Here is a 4,810-nt window from a genome sequence, read left to right as displayed (position 1 = left end):
GGCCTGTCACGCCGGAGGTCGCGGGTTCGAGTCCCGTCCGCTCCGCCATACACCCGCCCCATCGGAGACCTTCTCTCCGATGGGGTTTTTTTTGGGTCCATCGCTGCCAAGCGCGACTGTGGGCCTTGACGGTCAGATCGGGAGTGACGGCGGCGCACCGCCATCAGGCTGATCGCTCTCACGCCCACAGCGACAACACTGCCGCCCTCGTGCGCCATGCGATCGGCGTCTCTGTGTTTCAGGCCGGGTTTGTCTCGCAGAAGGCCAAGGGGTGTCCGATTTCCGGCCGTTTGCTGGTTGGAAGCCCGGTCCGACGATCGACGCTCTCGGTGCGGTCACGACACGACCACCTCGCGAAACAGTCCAGATTCCCTGAGATCAGCAAGCTTACGGGAGCGCGGACGCGAACATCCAGAATGGCCGATCGCAGCACAGCTCCGCCCCTGGACGCGACGCGCGCGCAACATTGCCGTCTCCCACATGGACGGCATCCATTCCCACAACAGGACTCACCTTCGCAGGGCCACTGTCGGCGTCATGACCGCGGATCGCGTCGCCTGGCGCGTAGGCAATGGGCAGACTGTCCGACGAAGAGGCCGTGGAGTCATGGACCGCGCTCTTCGGCATGGCTCGCACCGGAGTGGCGACCAGCGTGAAACCCGCGGGCAGAGCGATCGTGATGACGCGGTGCCTGCGCTGCGCCAGATGATGAGATGCAATGCACATCCATTGGGCGCGGTGCGGAAAACGATTGGCCAGAACTCTGAAGTCGGTTGCATGAGGACTGCCTCCGGACTCGGCGAGCACAGTGACGTCAAAGACGCGCTGAGCGCAATCGCAGCGCGTTGGAGATGACCGACACGGAAGACAGGCTCATCGCGGCGGCGGCGATGAGCGGGCTGAGCAACCAGCCGAAAAATGGATAGAGGACGCCAGCCGCGACAGGGATGCCGAGCAAGTTGTACAGAAAGGCAAATATGAGATTTTGATGAATGTTGCGCACGGTCGCCTTGGCCAGTCGAGATGCGCGAAGAATGCCGGTCAACTCTCCTTTCACCAACGTGATCTGCGCGCTCTCCATCGCGACGTCGGATCCATTGCCCATCGCAATGCCGACATCCGCCGCTGCGAGCGCCGGCGCGTCGTTGATGCCATCACCCGCCATCGCGACGCGCGCTCCAGACGCTTTGGCTGCAGAGATCCATTCGGCTTTGCCCGCCGGCGTTTGACCCGCATGCACTTCATCGATGCCGAGTTCCCTGGCCACCGCAGCCGCAGTCGCTTGACTGTCGCCGGTGAGCATGACGATGCGGAGTTTTTCCGCCTTCAGCGACGCGAGAATAGCCTTTGCGCCGTGCTTGATCGGATCCTGCACGGCCACCAACCCGGCCAACCGTCCTTCGCGGGCCAGGAACATCACGGTCTTTGCCTCCCGCCGAAGTTCCTCGGCGCGTTCCGCGAGCGATGACGCATCAACACCAATGGAGGCCATCAGCGCTGCATTGCCCAGCGCAACGGCTGCAGGACCTACACGGCCGCGCACGCCCTGACCGGTGACGGCGGAAAACTCCGCCGCGCGATCAAATGCGATTCCACGGCTTTTCGCGCCTTCGAGAATCGCATGCGCGAGCGGATGTTCACTCGCAGCTTCCAGTGAAGCCGCCATCGCGACCACGTCGGATTCACTGAAATCCGGTTGCGCGCTGACATCCGTCAGCGTCGGTTTGCCCTCGGTCAGTGTTCCGGTTTTGTCGACGACCAGACAATCGATGTCCGCCAAACCTTCAATGGCTGCCGCGTTGCGGAACAACACACCGGCTTCGGCACCGCGCCCACTCGCGACGGTGATCGAAATCGGAGTTGCAAGGCCGAGCGCACATGGGCAGGCAATGATCAGCACGGCAACGGCGTTGACGATCGCGTACGCCAGACGTGGCTCAGGACCCCATACCAGCCACGCACCGAACGTCAACAGCGCCACAACGACCACCGCCGGCACGAAGAAGAGCGAAACCCGATCCGCAAGTCGCTGCAACGGCGCTTTTGAGCGCTGCGCGGTCGCGACCAAATCGACGATCTGCGCAAGCACTGTGTCGCGTCCTACGCGCTCCGCGAGGATCGTGAGACTCCCCATTCCGTTGAGCGTGCCGCCGTTGACCGCGTCCTGCACGTGTTTTTCGACCGGGATGGGCTCGCCGGTCAACAGCGACTCGTCGACGCTGCTCGCACCGTCGACCACAGCACCATCGACCGGCACTTTCTCGCCCGGCCTGACGCGCAGCGACTCGCCAACCTGCACCTGGTCGAGCGCGACATCTTCTTCCGTTCCGTCCGCGCGAACGCGACGCGCCATCTTGGGCGCCAGATCGAGCAAGCGCCGGACCGCTGCAGACGTCTGACCGCGTGCACCCAGTTCCAGCCACTCGCCGAGCAGCGCCAACGCGACGATGACCCCTGCCGCTTCGAAGTAGACGCCGACCATCCCGTGGTCGGCGCGCATCGCCTGCGGAAACCATGCCGGCGCAAATGTCGCGCCGAGGCTGAAGGTGAAAGCGACCATCACGCCCAGTCCAATCAAGGTGTACATGTTGGGCGAGCCCGACACCGCGCCTTTCCAGCCGCGGACATAGAAGGACGCGCCAGCCCACAGCACCAACGGTGCCGACAGGAGCATTTCGACCCAGCGCAGCGCATGAGCGGTCGATGCGCTCGTGTGGAAAGAAACCACGTGCGGGACCATTGCAGTAAACAGCAGCGGCAACGCGAAAACGGCGGAGACGAAAAACTTGCGTCGCACCGCGCGCAGCTCGGTGTCGTCGTTGTCCGTCGTCGGCACCATCGGCTCCAGCGCCATTCCGCATTTCGGGCAACTGCCCGGACCGACTTGTTGGACCTCCAGATGCATCGGGCACGTGTAGATCGCACCCTCGACGACGGGCGCGGCTGCGATCGACGCGCTCAGATAGCGATCCGGTTCGGCAACGAACTTCTCGCGACAGCGCGCCGAGCAGAAATAAAACGGATGGCCCGAGTGATCGGCGCGATGCGGAGTCGAGTGCGGATCGACGTGCATCCGGCAAACGGGATCCGACACGTCGGCGTTCGACAACGGATGTGACGTGTTCTCTGTCTGCAGGCTCACGTCGGGTCGTCCTTGGTCAGCGCGACCAGAATGGGACAATGCACAAGCGGACCGTGCTCTGGGCACGCGTCGACGAGCGATTTCAAACCCCGACGCACGCGCCGCAGTTCGCAAATCCGCGATATGACATCCACCAGACGTCCTTCAGAACGGGATTCGATGCGTTCGACGCACCCTTCAAGGTCGGATGAGAGTGCCTGCAAGTCGCGGATTTCGTCTGGCGCGAAACCAATGACCTTGACGCGTCGGATGTTTATCGTCAACAGGCCGCACGGATCAGTCTTGCGATTGCGAAGGTCGGTGTCGGGCTCAGCCACGTATCTCGGCGGCGCTGCCCGCCCAGTAAAGCGTCGGTCTGCTGGTCGGTGCCAGCCTCGACCCGCGTCTGATGCATCTGCGGCGTCGCGGCGCTGTTTCCACGACCGCCGCAAACTCATCGACGACGCGGTTCGTCAATGACGAAACTCGTTCCTCCAGAACAGGGCAGCGGCGATCGCGCCGAACGCGATGACCGTTCCGGAGATCGCGTAAGGATGACGGTGAAACTCGCCCGAGATCTCCTTTCGTGCGATCCGCGAACTCCTGGAAAGCCGGTGCCCGAATTTCTGGAGTTGGACCTGCACTGCATCGCGCTGGTCACCAAGTGCGTTCGCGTCGTCGACAACGATGGTCGAGATGGCCGCAATGCCCTTTTCGATCTGGGCAATGCTGTGTGCGATCTGTTCTCTGATGGTCTGCGAGTTCATCTGTGTTCCTTGATGGTGGATGGTTCTGGGCGAGCGACGGCATCCGGGTGGCATCCGGCGCGAACGGAAACGTTTTTTTCCCGGAGAGCAATCGTCTTGCTCACTGGGGGGATTTCGCCGCACCGACATGGTGAACGTGCTTCCGTTTCAAATCGTGCCGAGTCGGTTGATGCCGATTCCGGATGGGCAAGCGGAAATTTTCAATCGCCGGGATCAAACGTCGATATCTCCACCGTCGAAGGATCAAACATAGGCTCATCCGCAGTGTCAGTCGGTACGGCGGCGCACGTTGCCGTCCACTCAATCGAGGTCGTCCACCCACTCACGACGACGATCAATAAAACCGGATGTGCGTTCGCTGCGAACGGACGAGCGAAGTCGCGACGGCCAGTCTCTACCGCACGGAAAGATTCCATGCCGATGCGACACGAACAAACATTCGACCGCACACCGTCGGGGCAAGGTCAAAAAGCGAAGCGATCCGCATCCCCGACACCCTGGAGTACAGCATGCCCCGCATCACCAATCCCACCGGCTTCGACGACATTGATGGACTGCCGAGCGAATTGACTGACGGACTGTCCCGCGCGTTCGCACGACTTCTCGGAAGTGCCAGTGAAAATCCGAAAACCGCAATCTGCCTCTTGCACGAACACAGTCACGCGACTGCGCCCTTTCGGCATTCGGAGGATGACTGATCGCGCCCGACGCTGCGCCGCCTCGCGTCGAACAATCCGTCTTGAGATCGTGCGCGTTTTGTCCAGCGACGTTATCCAGACAGCCTCGTGGGTTCGTTAACGCACGGACGTTCATTCGCTTAGTGGCGCAAGGTGATCGTCCGACCAACGAACCAGAGGCATGTCATGAAGAGCGACGCACAGATCCAGAAAGATGTCATCGCGGAACTCCAATGGGAAGCGTC

3 protein-coding genes are annotated in these 4,810 nt (G+C 62.0%); 1 reads left to right on the top strand and 2 read right to left on the bottom strand.

Annotated elements, in window-relative coordinates:
- Positions 1-814: 814 nt before the first annotated feature.
- Positions 815-3,142, bottom strand: a complete 2,328-nt coding sequence (locus tag ABIV12_RS16545; protein WP_348061360.1) for a heavy metal translocating P-type ATPase — start codon at positions 3,140-3,142, stop codon at positions 815-817.
- Between the two features lie 452 nt (positions 3,143-3,594).
- Positions 3,595-3,888, bottom strand: coding sequence for a hypothetical protein (locus ABIV12_RS16540; RefSeq protein WP_348061358.1), 294 nt, complete (start codon positions 3,886-3,888; stop codon positions 3,595-3,597).
- 509 nt (positions 3,889-4,397) lie between these two features.
- On the opposite strand from ABIV12_RS16540, the gene ABIV12_RS16535 reads away from it, so the two are divergent.
- Positions 4,398-4,586 (top strand): hypothetical protein, encoded by a 189-nt coding sequence (locus ABIV12_RS16535; RefSeq protein WP_348061356.1) that lies wholly within the window; start codon positions 4,398-4,400, stop codon positions 4,584-4,586.
- The last annotated feature ends 224 nt before the right edge of the window (positions 4,587-4,810 follow it).

Origin of the sequence: Dokdonella sp. (genome assembly GCF_039926425.1) — a bacterium.
In the GTDB taxonomy this organism is placed as follows: domain Bacteria; phylum Pseudomonadota; class Gammaproteobacteria; order Xanthomonadales; family Rhodanobacteraceae; genus Dokdonella_A.
This window is presented reverse-complemented; position numbering and strand designations above follow the sequence as displayed.

Excerpts from the sequence above, each read along its gene's own strand:
- ABIV12_RS16540 (WP_348061358.1), bottom strand. The coding sequence starts at position 3,888 with ATGAACTCGCAGACCATCAGAGAACAGATCGCACACAGCATTGCCCAG.
- ABIV12_RS16535 (WP_348061356.1), top strand. The coding sequence starts at position 4,398 with ATGCCCCGCATCACCAATCCCACCGGCTTCGACGACATTGATGGACTG.